At 73.4% G+C, this 14712-nt stretch carries 12 protein-coding genes; 4 read left to right on the top strand and 8 right to left on the bottom strand.

The genetic code is table 11. The features are described 5' to 3' along the window. Nucleotides 1-683: 683 nt before the first annotated feature. Complete coding sequence (locus tag ACIP98_RS20375; protein ID WP_401977165.1) at nucleotides 684-4010, top strand: BTAD domain-containing putative transcriptional regulator; 3327 nt, start codon at nucleotides 684-686, stop codon at nucleotides 4008-4010. Between the two features lie 13 nt (nucleotides 4011-4023). Here the strand turns inward: ACIP98_RS20375 and ACIP98_RS20370 are convergent, their stop codons facing one another. Beyond that, nucleotides 4024-4935: a Ku protein gene (locus tag ACIP98_RS20370; protein ID WP_401977163.1), complete on the bottom strand. Its 912-nt coding sequence runs from the start codon at nucleotides 4933-4935 to the stop codon at nucleotides 4024-4026. A gap of 32 nt (nucleotides 4936-4967) precedes the next feature. Between ACIP98_RS20370 and ligD the strand changes: the two genes are divergently transcribed. The 3 genes from ligD (at nucleotide 4968) to ACIP98_RS20355 (ending at nucleotide 8424) form a co-directional block, all read left to right on the top strand. Next, entirely contained in the window at nucleotides 4968-5867 is a 900-nt protein-coding gene (ligD, locus tag ACIP98_RS20365; protein WP_319662226.1) for a non-homologous end-joining DNA ligase, read from the top strand. Next, nucleotides 5864-6736, top strand: coding sequence for an ATP-dependent DNA ligase (locus tag ACIP98_RS20360; RefSeq protein ID WP_401977161.1), 873 nt, complete (start codon nucleotides 5864-5866; stop codon nucleotides 6734-6736). The genes ligD and ACIP98_RS20360 overlap by 4 nt, the downstream gene beginning before the upstream one ends. A gap of 131 nt (nucleotides 6737-6867) precedes the next feature. Beyond that, nucleotides 6868-8424, top strand: a complete 1557-nt coding sequence (locus ACIP98_RS20355) for a M48 family metalloprotease (protein WP_401977159.1) — start codon at nucleotides 6868-6870, stop codon at nucleotides 8422-8424. Here the strand turns inward: ACIP98_RS20355 and ACIP98_RS20350 are convergent. The 7 genes from ACIP98_RS20350 to panB all read right to left on the bottom strand — a co-directional run bounded on the left by ACIP98_RS20350 (nucleotide 8415) and on the right by panB (nucleotide 14531). Beyond that, entirely contained in the window at nucleotides 8415-9473 is a 1059-nt protein-coding gene (locus tag ACIP98_RS20350) for a PHP domain-containing protein (protein WP_401977157.1), read from the bottom strand. The two genes, ACIP98_RS20355 and ACIP98_RS20350, sit on opposite strands and share 10 nt — an antisense overlap. A gap of 10 nt (nucleotides 9474-9483) precedes the next feature. Beyond that, nucleotides 9484-10308 carry an ABC transporter permease gene (locus ACIP98_RS20345; protein WP_319662221.1) on the bottom strand — a complete coding sequence of 275 codons (825 nt, stop codon included), beginning with the start codon at nucleotides 10306-10308 and terminating at the stop codon, nucleotides 9484-9486. Beyond that, the gene (locus ACIP98_RS20340; RefSeq protein ID WP_319662219.1) at nucleotides 10305-11288 is read right to left on the bottom strand and encodes an ATP-binding cassette domain-containing protein; all 984 of its coding nucleotides are present in this window, start codon (nucleotides 11286-11288) and stop codon (nucleotides 10305-10307) included. The genes ACIP98_RS20345 and ACIP98_RS20340 overlap by 4 nt, the downstream gene beginning before the upstream one ends. A 310-nt stretch (nucleotides 11289-11598) precedes the next feature. Next, nucleotides 11599-12309 (bottom strand): zf-HC2 domain-containing protein, encoded by a 711-nt coding sequence (locus ACIP98_RS20335; protein WP_319662218.1) that lies wholly within the window; start codon nucleotides 12307-12309, stop codon nucleotides 11599-11601. Further along, a complete protein-coding gene (locus tag ACIP98_RS20330) occupies nucleotides 12306-12899 on the bottom strand; it encodes a sigma-70 family RNA polymerase sigma factor (protein WP_319662217.1) in 594 nt (197 codons plus the stop codon). Before ACIP98_RS20330 ends, ACIP98_RS20335 begins: the two co-directional genes overlap by 4 nt. After that, nucleotides 12899-13447 carry a hypothetical protein gene (locus tag ACIP98_RS20325; protein ID WP_401977154.1) on the bottom strand — a complete coding sequence of 183 codons (549 nt, stop codon included), beginning with the start codon at nucleotides 13445-13447 and terminating at the stop codon, nucleotides 12899-12901. Before ACIP98_RS20325 ends, ACIP98_RS20330 begins: the two co-directional genes overlap by 1 nt. Nucleotides 13448-13649: 202 nt before the next feature. Next, a complete protein-coding gene (panB, locus tag ACIP98_RS20320) occupies nucleotides 13650-14531 on the bottom strand; it encodes a 3-methyl-2-oxobutanoate hydroxymethyltransferase (RefSeq protein WP_401977152.1) in 882 nt (293 codons plus the stop codon). Between the last annotated feature and the right edge of the window lie 181 nt (nucleotides 14532-14712).

Here is a 14712-nt window from a genome sequence, read left to right as displayed (position 1 = left end):
CGCCGGGCACACCCATCGGGGCGATAACGTCCTGCGAACGCGAGACGTTCCATGGGGGGCCGTGGGGGTTGTTCCCCCGCCCGCCCTCCCGTGTGCCCCAGGAAGTCTGGGCGCCCCGACGCGCGTGCGGGGTGGGCCGGGTGCGGGGCCTCCGGGGCTGGGCATTCTGGACAGCACATTTAGGTGCCTCGGGCACGATCTGTTGATCACCCCGGGTCATGCACCCAAATATGCTCCACAGTCCAGAACGCCCACCCCTACGACCCCGCCCCCTCCGTAGTTGCGAGCGCCTGATCCCCGGTGGGGGGTGGAGACGGCACCGTGCTCGGGCCACCGTTGGCGCGGCGCTGTCCAAGGGCGCAGCCGTCACCGCCCACACACCGGGGGGATTCAGGCAACTGCGGTCACCCGGACCGCTTCATCCCCCACTGGGGATCAGGCGGGACAGCTCACGGAGGGGGCGGGGGAGGTGGGGGCACCGGAGGCTGGGGGAGGGTGGATGTTCTGGACGGTGCGGGATATTTGTGCGCGCCATCCGGGCAGGGACGGGATGAGCAGGTGCTGGAAACGCGCCCCGCACGCGCGCCGGGGTCACTGACTTCACGGGGCACCCGGCAGGGCGGGCGGGGAACAAAAGCTGCCCGGAGGGCAAGCGGCGCGCGGGACTCGGACACAATGGGGGCGTGCGCTACGGCATCCTCGGGACCACACAGGCCCACCGCGACGACGGCACCGCCGTACCCCTGGCCGGGAACCGGCTGCGCGCCCTGCTGGCGGCGCTGGCCCTCCGCCCCGGGCGGGTGCGCACGACGGAGGCGCTGATCGACGAGGTGTGGGAGGGCGAGCCGCCCGCCGACGCGACCGGGGCGCTCCAGGCGCTGGTGGCGCGGCTGCGCCGGACGCTCGGGCACGAGGCGGTCGCGTCCGTGGACGGCGGTTACCGGCTGGCCGCGGCGCCGGACGCCGTGGACCTGTTCCGGTTCGAGCGCCTGGTGGAGGACGGCGGGCGGGCGCTGGCCGACGGCGACGCCGCCAAGGCGGCCGACGCGCTGGACGGCGCGCTCGCGCTGTGGCGCGGACCCGTGCTGGCCGATCTCCCGGACCGGGCCTCCGTCGCGTCCCGCTACGACGCGCTGCGGCTCGACGCCCGCCGTCTGCGGATCACGGCCGAGGTCGCGCTCGGCCGCGCCGAGCAGGTGCTGCCGGAGATCACGGAGCTGGCGGCCGCCCATCCGCTCAACGAGCCGGTGCAGGCCCTGCGGCTGCGGGCGCTGCGCGGGGCGGGGCGGGCGGCGGACGCCCTGGTCGCGTACGAGGACGTGCGCCGGGAGCTCGCGGACACGCTCGGCACCGATCCGGGCCCGGAATTGCGCGCGCTCCACGCCGAACTGCTCATGCCGGCCGCGCCGGCCCCCGCGCCCGTCCCGCCGCCGCGTCAGGGCAACGCACGCGCCCGGCTGACCAGCTTCGTCGGGCGGGAGGCGGACCTGTCGGCGCTGGCGTCCGACCTGTCCGCCTCCCGGCTGGTGACGATCACCGGGCCCGGCGGTACCGGCAAGACCCGGCTGTCGCAGGAGGTCGGGGACGCGGTCGCCGGTCAGTGGCCGGACGGCGTGTGGTTCGCCGAACTCGCCCCCGTCGAGGACCCGCGCACGGTGGCCGTCGCCGTGGTCAACGCGCTGGGTCTGCGCGAGACCCTGCTGCACCCGGGCTCGGCCGCCGAGGCCGCGTTCGCCGCGGAGGCGAAGGGCGCGGTCGCCAAGGACCCGCTGCTCCAGTTGACCGAGTACTGCGCCGATCGCCGGCTGCTGCTGGTCATGGACAACTGCGAGCACGTGATCGGCGCCGCCGCCGAGCTGGCCGAGCGGCTGCTCGCGCACTGCCCGGACCTGGCGGTGCTCGCGACCAGCCGTGAACCGCTGGGCATACCGGGGGAGTCGATCCGGCCGCTGGACCCGCTGCCCGAGTCGCCCGCGCTGCGGCTGCTGGCCGACCGCGGCGCCGCGGCCCGCCCCGGCTTCACCCCGGACGAGGACCCGGAGGCGTGCGCGGAACTGTGCCGCCGTCTGGACGGCCTGCCGCTGGCCATCGAACTCGCGGCGGCCCGGCTGCGGATGATGACCCCGCGTCAGCTCGCCGACCGGCTCGACGACCGCTTCCGCATCCTGACCGCGGGCAGCCGCACCGTGCTGCCCCGCCAGCAGACGCTGCGCGCCGTCGTGGACTGGAGCTGGGGCCTGCTCAGCGAGGCCGAAAGGACCGTGCTGCGCCGCCTCGCGGTCTTCGCCGGCGGCTGGGACCTGGCCGCCGCCGAGGCCGTGAGCGGCGGGGACGGCGGTGACTTCGTGGACGCGCGCGACGTCGCGCATCTGCTGGCCTCGCTGGTCGACAAGTCGCTGGTGGTCGCCGACCTCACCGAGGACGGCGCCCGCTACCGCATGCTGGAGACCATCGGCGAGTACGCCGCCGAACGGCTCGACGAGGCAGGCGAGCGCGGCACGGTGGGGCGCCGCCACACCTCGTACTTCCGCGAGTACGTCCGCACCGCCGACCCCGAACTGCGCGGTTCGCGCCAACTGCTGTGGCTGGACCGCCTGGAGCGCGAGCACGAGAATCTGCGGGCGGCCATCCGCCGGGCGGTGGAGACGGACGACGAGCAGGAGGCGCTCTGCCTGGTCCTGGCCTCCAGCTGGTTCTGGGAGATGCGCAACTACCGCAGCGAGATGGGCTACTGGCCCGGCGTCGTGGCGAAGATGAGTCCGGTGGACGCCTTCGCGGGACCCCACGCGCTGCCGCCGCTGGACCGCGGGCCGCTGGACGACCCGCTGCCGATGACGCCCCATCTGCTCACCGAGGCCCGGCGCTGGGTGCGCACCGCCGAGGTGTTCGCCCACATGGAGGAGACGGACGCCTGGAGCGAGCCGCGGTTCGTCGCGCTCGGCGAGGCGATCATCGAGGCCTACCCGCCGGAGCTGCCGCAGTCCAGCCGGCGGCCCGGGCTGTTCCGCATGCTGGGCGCCATGCTGACCGGCCGCTTCGACCTGATGCCCGAGCTGATCGACTCCACGGTGAGCAGTTGCCGGCAGCACGGCCGGACGTGGGAGCTGGCGTTCGCGCTGCAGTTGCGGGCCAAGGTCATGAACGATGTCGAGGACCGGTTCGCCCAGTCCATGGAGGACATCCGTGAGGCCCGGGCCCTGTTCGGCCGGGCCGGCGACGACTGGGGCCTGGCGGAAGTGCTCGCGGCGGAGGCCGAGGCGACCGCCAACTCCGGCGACTGGGCCCGCGCCGCGGAGAGCTGCCGCGAGGCCATCGGCCTCGCGCTCAAGCTCGGTGCCCACCAGCAGGTCCCGATGATGACGGTCCGCCTCGGCGACGCCCTGGCCAACAGCGGCCAGGAGGAGGAGGGCGAGCGGCTGGTCCGGGAGGGGATCGCCGACGCCCAGCGGTTCCGTCCGGTCGGCGACGACGCGAGCTACTACGGCAAGGTGCTGCTCGTCGCGATGCTCTCCCGGCGCGGCGAACTGGACGAGGGCTTCGAGCTGCTCGACGCCATGCAGGCCGATCCCCCGCGGGGCATGCCCTCGTTCATCTTCGGGCTGCTCGCCGCGATCCGCGGCTGGCTGACCGGCATGGCCGGAGACCCGTACGGCGGACTGCCGCATCTGCGCGAGGCGGTCGACTACATGGAGGCCCATCCGCTGAGCCCGGTCATCGGGCCGCGCATGGGCGTCCTGCTCTTCCCGCCCGCCGTCACGCTCTTCACCGGCATCGCCGGACTGCGCGACGACGGTGACGCGCGGGAGCCGGCGCGCCGAGCCGCGGTGGTGCTCGGCGCCCACGACAACCTGCGGCAGACCGCCTGCACCCCGTGGGAGCGTCACAGCCTCGACGAGGACGCGGTCCGGCTGCGCGCGCACCTGGGGGAGGAGGCGTACGACGACGCCTACCGCGAGGGCGGGACCCTCACCTTCCCCGAGGCGGTCGGGCTGCTGCGAGAACCCGTGTGACACCGGCCGGTGGTCAGCCGGCCTTCTTGCGGGCCGCCGTCTTCTTGGCGGCCGTCTTCTTCGCGGTGGTCTTCTTGGCCGCCGCCTTCTTCGCGGGGGCCTTCTTCGCGGCCGTCTTCTTCGCCGCGGTCGTCTTCCTGGGAGACTGCGACTTCCCGCCGCGGGCGTCGATGCTGGCCTGAAGCGCCGCCATCAGGTCCACCACGTTGTCGGGGGCAGAGGTCACCTCGGCCGTCTCGGGCACGGGCTCACCCTCCAGACGGGCGGCGACCAGGGCGTCCAGCGCCTTCTGGTACTCGTCGTGCTGGGACTCCAGGTCGAAGTCCTCGGAAAGGGTCTCCATCAGGCTCTGCGCCATCTTCAGTTCCTGCGGCCGCACGACGACGTTCTCCGGCGGTGCCAGGCCCCCCGCGTCACGTACCTCGTCGGGCCAGTACATGGTGTGCAGGACCAGGAGCTCCTCGTGGACGCGCAGCAGCGCCAGCGACTCGCGGGTCCGCAGGGCGATCTTCGTCACGGCTGCCTTGCCGCTGGTGGCCAGCGCCTCGCGCAGCAGGACGTACGGCTTGGACGCGGCGGCCTCGGCCCCCACGTAGTAGGCGCGGGACAGCGACAGCGGGTCGATCTCGTCGGTGTCGACGAAGGCGAGGACGTCGATGAGCTTGCGGCTCGGCAGCGGCAGCTCCGCCAGGTCCGCGTCGCTGAGGACCGCCGTGCGGCCGCTCTCGTCCTCGTACCCCTTGGCGATCTCCGAGTAGGGGACCTCCTTGCCCTCCTTCTCGCAGAACCGCTTCATGCGGATGCGGCCGCCGTCCTCGGCGTGCACCTGGTGCAGGGAGACGCCGTGCTCCTCGGTGGCCGCGTAGAGCTTGACGGGAATGGAGACCAGCCCGAAGCCGATCGCACCCTTCCACATGGATCGCATACTTTCGTCCCTTTCCGGGGACTTTCCACACTATGCCCGCCCCGTCAGCCTCGCCCGACCGGCAGCCGGCCGAGGTGGACGGCCGCCAGGTGGTCCTCACCCACCTGGACAAGGTCGTCTTCCCGGCGACCGGTCACACCAAGGCGCAGTTGCTGCGGTACTACGCCCAGGTCGCCGCGGTGATGGTGCCGCACGCCACCGGCCGTCTCGCCTCGTTCGTCCGGGCCCCGGAGGGGCCGCACGGGCAGGCGTGGTTCGCCAAACGGCCCCCCGCCGGCACGCCCTCCTGGGTGACCACGGCCGGCGACCCGAAGGAGCCGCACGTCGTCGTCGACTCCACCGCCACCCTGGTCACCATGGCCAACCTCGGCGGCTGGGAGGTGCACGTCCCCCAGTGGACGGCGGCCGCGGGACGCGACGCCCACGACCGGCTCGTGCTCGACCTCGACCCCGGGGAGGGCGCCGACCTCGTCCTGTGCTGCCGGGTCGCCGAACGGCTCCGCCAGATGATGGACGACGACGGGCTCACGGCCTTCCCCGTCACCTCCGGCAGCAAGGGGCTGCACCTGTACGCGCCGATCGAGCGCGCGAGCGGGCGGGCGGTCAGCGGTTACGCCAAGGCGCTGGCCGGGCGGATGCGCGACGAGCACCCCGGGCTCGTCCTGGTCTCCATGACTCGCAGCCTGCGCCCCGGCAAGATCTTCATCGACTGGTCGCAGAACGCCTCGGCCAAGACCACCGCGTGCCCCTACACCCTGCGGCTGCGGGACCGCCCCGGTGCGGCCGCCCCCGTGACCTGGGACGAGGTCGCCGCCTGCCGCGCGCCGGGGGACCTGGTCTTCGGCCCCGAGGACGTGCTCGGCCGCGTCGACCGGTTCGGCGACCTGCTGGCCGGCCTCGACGACGGCGCCGCCCGGGGCCGGCTGCCGTGACCGACCCCGTCCCGCTGCCCGTGGTGGTGATGCTCGCCCGGCGGGTGGAGACCGTCCCGGAGGCGGACGCGCTGCCCGGCGGCTGCGCGTACGAGCCGAAGTTCGACGGCCACCGCATGGTCGTCCTCACCGACCCGGTGCGCCTGCAGACCCGTTCCGGAAGGATCGTCACCGACACCTTCCCCGAACTCGCCCAGGCCGCGCGGGCGTTGCCGCCCGGCACCGTCGTGGACGGCGAGGTCGTCATCTGGCGCGACGGGCGGCTCGACTTCGGCGCCCTCCAGCGCCGAGCCCTCGGCAGCACCCGGCGGCGCCTGTCCGCACCACCGGCCAACTACGCCGCCTTCGACCTCCTCGCCGCCGCCGGCACCGACCTGCGCGGCCGCCCCTACGACGAGCGCCGAGCCGCCCTGATCGCCCTGCTCACCCCGCTCGGCCCGCCGCTGCAGCCCGTCCCCGCGACCACCGACCGGGCCGAAGCGCTGCACTGGTACGCCTCCCTGGCCGACTCGGGCATCGAGGGCCTGGTCGTCAAGGGGCGTGCCCAGCGCTACCGGCCCGGCCGCCGCGACTGGCTCAAGCTCCGGCACTCCGTCCCGCAGGACGCCGTCGCCATCGGCTTCACCGGCACCCCCCGTACCCCGCGCGCGCTCGTCCTCGACCTCGGCGACGGCCCGCTGGCCTCCGCCCCGCTCGACGCCCCCCTGCGCGCCCAACTCGCCACCCTGCTCACCCCCGCTCGCCCCGCCACGGCGGCCCTCGACGACGGCACCCCCTACCGCCCGCTGCCCGCCCCCCTCCCCGTCGAGATCCTCCAGGGCGCCGGCCGCCACGCCCTCACCACGGTGCTGCGCCTGCGCCCGCCGTGACCTCGCCGAAGAGGACCGGCACTCCGTGGGGAAAGGCCGTTGAGCGGCGGCCGGTGCCCGCATACGATGGCGCGTCGCCACTCGGCCGCCACCGCCCGTGATTCCCCGCTCCTCAGGAGATCCCTTCCGCCATGCGCGCGTTCCTGCACGCCCTCCGGCTGCTCGCGTTCCTGCTCGGCTTCTACGCCATGAGCCTCGGCCTGCTCGCGGCGATCGTCACCGTGAACGTCGCCCTCGCCGGGGCCGCGATGAAGCAGGGGTACGCGGTGGTCGTCTTCCTGGGCGTCAGCGTCGCCTTCGCCTCACCGGTGGTGTCGGGACTGGTCGCCTCCGTCCGGGGTGCCAACCGTCACCGGCCCGCGGGCGTGCGGGTGACCGAGGACGAGCAACCGGAGCTGTGGGCGCGGATCCGTGCGGTGGCCGCGGCCGTGGGCACGGTGGCCCCCGTCGAGCTCTGGCTCGTGGCGGAGCCGGTGGCCGCGGTCTGGCAGAGTTCCTGGGTGCTCGGGCTCGTTCCCGGACAGCGGCGTATGGCGCTGGGCGTCCCGTACCTGGTCGGCTTGACGGAGCGTCAACTCGACACGGTCGTCGCCCATGAACTCGGCCACTTCGCCCGGGGTGACACCCTCCTGTCGGGCCTGGCCGCCCGCAACCGCGTGGGCCTGCTGCGGATCATGGAACGGTACGCCGAGGACGGCCACTCCATCGGCCACGCGATGGGCTCGCTGTTCGCCGGGTACGCGCGCTTCTGCCTGCGGATGACCCAGGCCGAGGCACGCCTCGGCGAACTTGCCGCGGACCGCGCCGCCGCGCGCTTCGCCGGGCGGGACACCACCGCCGCCGCGCTCCGCCGCATCCCGCTGCTCGCCGCCGCGCACACCCGCTACATCCGCGAGTACGCCGGCATCGGCATCGACGCGGGGCTCGGGCTCCTCCCCCCGGTCGAGGAGGTGCACTCCGGGTTCGCCGCGTTCCTGGACAGCGACACCTGGCGCGAGGAGGAGGGGCGCCTGCTCGCGGACCCGCCGCGTGAGAAGAGCTCGCCCTACGACTCGCACCCGCCGATGCGCGAACGGGTCGCGGCGATCGAGGCGCTGCCCGCCGACCTCGGCGGGTCACGCCCCGAGGAGACGCGGCGCGCGGCGATCGGCCTCCTCGTGGATCCCGCCGGCACCGCCGCGCAGACGGTGCGGGCGCTGCCCTGGGCGGTGGGAATGCGTCAGCTGCCCTGGCGGGAACTGGCCGTGGCGGTGGGATCGGCGGAACTCGACGCCGAGACGGCTCCGTTGCTGCGGGCCGCCCGCGCGGCCCTGCGGGGACCGGCGGACCTCGGGGCACTTCTGGACGCCGTCGACGCCTCGAAGTGGCCGGAGATCGTCGACTGCATGCCGCGCCCCGGCTACGGGGGCCACATGCTGCTCGACGACTCCCTGCGGGCCAGGGCCCGCGCCGACGCCGCCGACGCGCTGTACTCCCTCGCCCTCGCGGCGCTGGCCGAGGACGGCCGGGTCCGCTGGGAGCTGGACTGGGAGCGCGGCAGGCACCTGGAGTTCGACGAGGGCCTGCACGCCGCCCTGGACCGCGCGGTGGACGCCGCCATCGACCCGCAGGACGGGGCGGGGCCGGACACCAGCGCTCTGCGGGGTCTCGTCGGGAGCCCCGCCGAGCGGACCCCGGCTCAGGCCTGAGCCGCCCCGGCCGGCACCTGCCGGGTGCGGGTCCAGCGCAACAGGGTGTCCGCGTCCCACGTGGTGACCACCCGCTCCGGCGGGACGCCGCACTCCTCGGCACGGGCGCAGCCGAAGATCTGCCAGTCGAGCTGGCCGGGCGCGTGGGCGTCGCTGTCGACGGCGAACAGGACGCCGGCGTCCACCGCCTTGCGCAGGAGCCGGCGGGGCGGGTCGAGGCGGTCGGGGCGGCTGTTGATCTCCACCGCCACACCGAAGCGCTCGCAGGCGGCGAAGACCAGGTCCGCGTCGAACTCCGACTCGGGGCGGGACTTGCCGCGCACCAGGCGGCCCGTGCAGTGGCCGAGCACGTCCACCAGCGGGTTGCTGACGGCGGAGACCAGGCGCCGGGTCATCTCGTCGCGTTCCATGCGCAGTTTGGAGTGGGCGGAGGCGACCACCACGTCCAGCCGGTCCAGCAGGTCCGCGCTCTGGTCGAGTGATCCGTCCGCGAGGATGTCGCACTCGATGCCGGTCAGCAGCCGGAAGGGCGGGGGCAGCCGCTCGTTCAGTTCGGCGACGACCGCGAGTTGGGCCCGGAGCCGGTCCGCGGTCAGGCCGCGGGCGACGGTCAGCCGCGGGGAGTGGTCGGTGAGCACCGCCCACTCGTGGCCGAGCGCGGCCGCCGTGCGGGCCATGGTCTCGATCGGGCTGCCGCCGTCGGACCAGTCGGAGTGCAGATGGCAGTCGCCGCGCAGCGCCGCCCGCAGCCGCTGCCCCGCGTTCCCCTCGGGCCGGGGCACGGCATCCGTTCCGCCGCCCTCCTCCAGCCGGGTGAGATAGCCGGGCCGGGCGCCCGCGAGCGCCTCCCGCACGGCGGCGGCGGTCTTCGGGCCGAGCCCCTTGATCTCCTCCAGGCCGCCGGGAACGGCCGCGCGCCGCCGGAGCTCGTCCGGCGGCAACGCGGCGACCGCGGCGGCGGCGCCCCTGAAGGCCCGTACCCGGTACGTCGGGGCGCCGTCCCGCTCCAGCAGGAAGGCGATCCGGTCCAGCGCCTCGACGGGGTCCATGTCTCCAGGATCAGGTCTTGTTGCGGAACCTCGCCACCGCCAGCGGCGCGCTGATCACCGTGATGCCCACCGCCCACATCAGCGTCATCATCACCGAGTGCGCCACCGCGCCCCCGTTGATGAGGTTGCGGGAGGCGTCCGCGAGGTTGGACAGCGGGTTGTAGCGGGTGAAGGCCTCCAGCCAGCCCGGCATGGTCGTGGGCTTGGCGAAGATCGAGCTTCCGAACTGCAGCGGCAGGACGACGATCATGGACAGCCCCTGGACGGACTGGGGGGTCCGGGCGACCAGACCCAGGAGGATGAAGACCCACATCAGCGAGGCACCGAAGGTCAGGGAGAGCGCCACCGCGCTCACCAGGCCGAAGACGCCGTTGTCCACGTGCAGGCCCAGAATGAAGCCCATCGCGAGCAGGATGACCGTGGCGACCAGGGCCCGGCCGATCTCGACGACGATCTTCGCTATCAGCACGGAGGAGCGGGCGATCGGCATGGTCCGGAAGCGGTCCATGACCCCGGTCTTGAAGTCCGAGTTGACGCCCGTGCCGACGGCCATCGCGATGTTCATGCCCATCATGGCCATCAGGCCCGGCACCATGTAGTTGACGTACTTCTCCTGGCTGCCCTCCAGCGCGCCGCCGAAGACGTACACGAACAGCAGCGTGAAGACGATCGGCATCAGCAGCGCGTCGAACATCGACTCCGGGTCCTGCCGGATCTGCAGGACGTTGCGCCGCACGAGGGCGCCGACGTGCCGGAGGTTGGCCCGCAGCCCGATCCGCGGATCGGCGTCCACGGCCGCGGCGGTGGGCGCGGCGGGGGCGGTGATGGCGGTCATGCGGCGAGTTCCTCTCGGTCCTTGGCGGTGCCGCTGCCGTGCGTGACGGCCAGGAACACCTCGTCCAGGCTGGGCAGATGGGTGTCGATGCCGGCGATCGCGAAGCCGTGCGTGCCGAGTGCGGCCACGATCCCGGTCAGCTGCTCGTCGCTGATGATCGGCACGTTGAGCACGCCGCGCGCGTGGTCCGGGACGGCCTGCGCCCCCGTGCCGAGGGCGGTCGCCATGGCGTCCAGCGTGCCCGGGTCGACCGGCCGCACCTGCAGGGTGCGGCCGCCGACCTTGGCCTTGAGCTCCTCGACCCGGCCGCCGGCGATGACCCGGCCGCGGTCGATGACCGTCAGCTCGTGGGCGAGCTTCTCGGCCTCCTCCATGTACTGCGTGGTCAGCAGCACGGTCGACCCTTCCGCGACCATGTTCTGCACCTCGTCCCACACCTCGTTGCGGGTGCGGGGGTCCAGGCCGGTCGTCGGCTCGTCCAGGTAGAGCACGGCCGGGCGGCCGATCATGGACGCCGCCAGGTCCAGGCGGCGGCGCATACCGCCGGAGTACTCCTTGGCGGGCTTGCGGGCCGCCTCGGTGAGCGAGAACCGCTCCAGCAGCTCGTCGGCCCGCGACCGGGCCTCGCGGCGCGGCAGGTCGAGCAGCCGGCCGATCATGTACAGGTTCTCGCGGCCCGACAGCGACTCGTCCACCGAGGCGTACTGCCCGGTGAGCCCGATCACCCGCCGCAGCTGCCGCGGCTGCGTCAACACGTCGTACCCCGCCACCATCGCCGTGCCCGCGTCGGGCCGGATCAGCGTGGACAGGATGCGCACCAGCGTCGTCTTCCCGGCCCCGTTCGGTCCCAGCACCCCGAGCACGGTCCCCTGCCGCACCTCCAGGTCCACTCCGTCGAGGGCTTTCGTCTCCCCGTAGCGCTTCACGAGTCCCCGCACCCTCACGGCGGCGTCCGCGCTCTTCACGTCTCGCTGTGTCATGCCCCCACTGTCGCCGGGTCCGCTGACATGACACCGATATCGTGCCGACGCGGCGCCGACGGGCGGTCGGCGCGTACCCCGGAAGTCCGCCGGCGTCGGCATCCCGCCGCAGCGCCCGCGTCCGCCGGCGCCGCCGCCCGATCGTGTGGCCGGACTCTTCGGTCTCGCGGTCGCGGCAGGGCGGCCGGGTTCGGCCCGGCCCGCGGTCGTCGACGGCGGCTCCGCCCCGTCCTCACCGGCGCCCGGGCAGCGAACGGCCGGAGGGGGACGCGCGCCGCGCGTTCCCCTCCGGCCGTCGGCCCCGTGGGGCTCAGACGTTCACCGACACCAGCCGCTGCCCCTGCGCCGTGATGACGTCGAAGCGCGCGATGTCGTCCGGCTGCATCCCCGCCGACCCGTCGAGCGTCAGCGGCTGCGGCTGGGCGGAGGTGCCGTAGCCCGCCGTGGGGACGCTCCAGGTGGAGACGGTCTGCTGGGAGCCGTCCTTGCCGATGGCGACGAGGCGGCAGGTGAGCGGGCCCTGGACGCCGGAGAGGTTGAGCCCGACCTCGCTGCCCCACTTCTTCTCGTTGACGCCGACCGTGGCCTTGACGCCCGTGGAGCTGTCGGAGCTCTTGAACTCCTGGGCGTAGGCGTGCGTCGCCGGGGTGTCCGAGCCGCCGGAGGCCAGCACCGCCACCGTCGGGCCGCCGATGATCAGGGCGACCGATGCGGCGAGGGCGAACATCCTGCGCCGGGCGCGGGTCCTGCGCTCGTCGGAGACCTTGCCGAGCAGCTTGCCGAGGACCGCGTCGTCGCTGGACGGCAGCGGTGCGCCGGCCCCTGCGGGGGCGAGTTCGGCGAGCACGGGCACGAGCCCGCTCAGCTCGTCGAGCTGCTGCCCGCACTGGTGGCAGATGGCGAGATGTTCCTCGAAGCGCGCCATGTCGGCGTCGTCGAGCACGCCGAGGACGTAGGCCCCGACGTCGACGTGCGGGTCGTGAGGCGTACCCGCCCCGGAACCGTAACCGTAGACCGTCACGAGGTGGTCACACCCCTTTCCTCAAGAGCGATTTTCAGCGAGCGGAGGGCATAGAAGACCCGCGAGCGCACGGTGCCGGGCGGTACCCCCAGCGCCGCCGCGGCCTCGTTGACCGTCCGGCCCTTGAAGTACGTTTCGATCAGCACCTGGCGGTGGGCCTCGGTGAGATCTTCCAGTGCGTCGGAGATCGTCATCAGCCTCAGGGAGCGTTCGAGTTCGTCCTCGGCCGGGAGCTGGTCGAGGGCGGCCGGGGAGGCCTCCGGGGGCCGTGCCTGACGGCTGCGGTGGCCGTCTATCACGATCCTTCGGGCGACCGTCACCAACCAGGGCCGCAATGACCGGGCGCCGGGGTCGAGCCGGGACGCACTCTTCCACGCGCGCAGGAGGGTTTCCTGCACGACGTCCTCGGCGAGGTATCGGTCACCGCCGACCAGCCGAAGGACGTATGCGAAGAGCGCGCCCGCGTGTTCGCGGTAGAGCGCCCGCATGAGGTCCTCTTCGGGGACCCCACCTGAGCGATGGTCGGCCACTAGCGCATCCTGCCCTACTGATCGCTGCGGGTCGAGTCCTCGCAATGCCTGCTGTCCCATCAGTATCCGTCCGACCCGTTCTGGGTGGTGGCGCTCTTCGCCCGTGCACCGGGCACGGCCTTCCCGCCTTGGATGTCGGCCGCGAACCAGACCCTGTCCAGGCCCTGGCCCCTGGTGTCGCCCGGGTTCTTGTCGCCCGTGAAGCGGTAGAGCGGCCAGCCGTTGAGCGTGAGCTGGAGGGAACCGTCAGGACGCTTGACGCTGCCGACCAGGTTCTGGTCCACGCCCTGCACCTGGGTGTCCGAGACCGCGGCGGCCGGCTGCCACCGGGTCGCGCACGGGCCGGCGCAGGTCGAGGTCGGCGGGACGTTCTTGTCCTGGTCGAAGCGGTAGAGGACCCAACCCTGGTTGTCGGTGACGAGGGTGCCCAGCTGGGCGTTGTCCACGGTCCGCAGTCCCACCGCCGACTGCGGGGCGGAGGGGAGGGGAAGGACCGCGTCCACCGGGGGGCCGCTGCCGCCGCTCGCGTTGCAGGCGGTGGCAGCGATCAGCATCGCGGCGGCGAAGGCCCCCGCGATCACTGATCGGTGCAGCTTGCTAAGGCTCATGCCAAGGCCCCCGGCATTCCTGGTCGGTGCAACCGCCCCCTGGTGGGCGGTTGCCCACTCATACGCGCGGGGGGCCGGGTGTACTCAACCGTCCCGGAAAAAACTTCCGCCCCGGGGAGGGGGATTCCCGGGGCGGAAGCAGGCGGCAGGGCGCACCGCCGCACAGGGGGGTCCTCGGTGGGCCGGACCTCGGTGGCGGACCTCAGTGGAAGCTGTGCTCCGCGGCGGGGTAGGCGCCGCCGGTCACGTCCTCCGCAAAGGCCTTCGCGGCGTCGCCGAGCGTCTCGCGCAGGGCGGCGTACTGCTTGACGAAGCGCGGCACGCGGCCGCCCGTCATCCCCGCCATGTCGGTCCACACCAGCACCTGGGCGTCGCACTCCGCGCCGGCGCCGATGCCGACCGTCGGGATGTGCAGACTGCGGGTGACCTCCGCGGCCAGCTCCGCCGGGACCAGCTCCAGGACGACGGCGAAGGCGCCCGCGTCCTGCACGGCCTTGGCGTCGCGCAGCAGCTGCTGCGCCGCCTCCTCGCCGCGGCCCTGGACGGTGTAGCCGCCGAAGGCGTTGACCGACTGCGGGGTGAGGCCGATGTGGGCCATCACGGGGATGCCGGCCTGGACCAGCAGCTCGATCTGGTGGGCGGAACGCTCGCCGCCCTCCAGTTTCACGGCGCCGACACCGGCCTCCTTCAGCAGGCGGGTCGCGGTGCGCAGTGCCTGCGTCGGGCCCTCCTGGTACGAGCCGAAGGGCAGGTCGCCGATCACCATCGCGCGCTTGGTGCCGCGCACGACGGCGGCGGCGAGCATCGTCATCTCGTCCAGCGTGACCGGGACGGTGCTGTCGTAGCCGAGGTGGCAGTTGCCCATCGAGTCGCCGACCAGCAGAACGGGGATGCCGACCTCGTCGAAGACGGAGGCGGTCATCGCGTCGTAGGCGGTGAGCATGGGCCACTTCTCGCCGCGCTCCTTGGCGGCGGCGATGTCCCGGACCGTGATGCGGCGGGTCCCCTTGCCCCCGTACAGCGCCCTGCTGCTGTCGGACGCGGGCTGGGCAGGCGCCTGGGCAGCCGAAACGGCGTGCGTCATCGCAACGCTCCTTGTGTTCATCTCGAGGCGCCCTGACGGCGTCCCCGGACCGTTTCCATGCTGACACGACCTGCCGTCCGCGCAAAGGTGCCCCTATGGGTTTCGTCAAGGGAATCGGGCTGCGTTTCGGTGAGTGGCAAGGCAGCATGGCGTGATGCCTGACCTGCTGTGGGATGACGTC

The sequence above is a fragment of the Streptomyces sp. NPDC088354 genome, assembly GCF_044753585.1.
Classification (GTDB): Bacteria; Actinomycetota; Actinomycetes; order Streptomycetales; family Streptomycetaceae; genus Actinacidiphila.
Note: the sequence above shows the minus strand (reverse complement) of the source record. Positions and strands in the feature narration are given on the sequence as shown.